Here is a 1,042-nt window from a genome sequence, read left to right as displayed (position 1 = left end):
GGTAACCCTCCCATTGTTGATGAGCAGCCGTGCACCAATATTGTAACAAGTCGTATACCGTAAACTTGCGGGCTTTGTCTTCATAACCTATCATTAGCACAATTGATTTGACTTCTTCAGCACTCAGAATGGATTGAAGAACGGATGGAATCGTGATACAATTTTTCATGAGATCGCCTCTTTCTCGAATCGGTTGGTGGTACAAACGATTCTACAGAAAAGGCGATCTTTTTTCTACCATTTAGTGGCTAATCAACAGGCCTGGCATTATATATATTTGTTTTCGAAAGATTGAGTGCAAGTCCTCTACTTTTAAGCATATCGGAGATTTCGCTTATTGTTTCAATTGCCTGTTTTTTTGAATCGACTCCTATTGTGATATCATCCATCCATCTGGTAAAACTGTTATTTGTTTTTTGTTTTAGAACCTCATCGATCTCAAACAAGAACGAATGAGCAAGTAAGCGTACTCCTTCAATATTGGTAGTAGGTAGACCTCTGCGAGAGTATGGTAAATAATCAGGTTTCCATGAGATATCCTCGATTATTTTAAAGATAAGATCAATAACTACCTCTTTTATACCGGTATAACTAGTAAGGACCTTCCTGAGCTCGTTAAGATCAATACTATCGTAGTAATTTGTTAGGTCAGTAACTACAATGTACTCTTTTTCTTCATTAAAGTTATATATCTTTTTTTGAAGTCTTTTCCATTGTTCGTGCCAATTAAAATATGAGTCCTCAATACTGTGTGGTTTAGCAACGGAATGCTTGTCTCTTGAATAAAACGCATTTTTAGAGGGTTGTTTTTTTAAGATTTGTTCGTTTATGTTCTCGACTAATACTTGGAAAACCAAAGCATCACTAGGCTGGGGATTGACTAGGTGTCTGCATATTCCATATTTCTTTTCTATTCGATATATTAGGGGTTGTGAAACCTTATAACTACCACTAATAATCTCATTACGAATGGTTTCCGCGCGTTCTTCAATATTATAGTTAAAGTCATGCCTGTTGATTAACCAGATACTGGTTTTTTGAG

1 protein-coding gene is annotated in these 1,042 nt (G+C 36.2%); it reads right to left on the bottom strand.

The window, feature by feature from the left end; translation table 11 throughout:
• Positions 1–248: 248 nt before the first annotated feature.
• Positions 249–1,042: RNA-directed DNA polymerase (locus BLO51_RS28365; RefSeq protein ID WP_143007036.1), on the bottom strand; the 794-nt coding region annotated here is incomplete at its 5' end.

Origin of the sequence: Paenibacillus tianmuensis (assembly GCF_900100345.1) — a bacterium.
Classification (GTDB): domain Bacteria; phylum Bacillota; class Bacilli; order Paenibacillales; family NBRC-103111; genus Paenibacillus_G; species Paenibacillus_G tianmuensis.
This window is presented reverse-complemented; position numbering and strand designations above follow the sequence as displayed.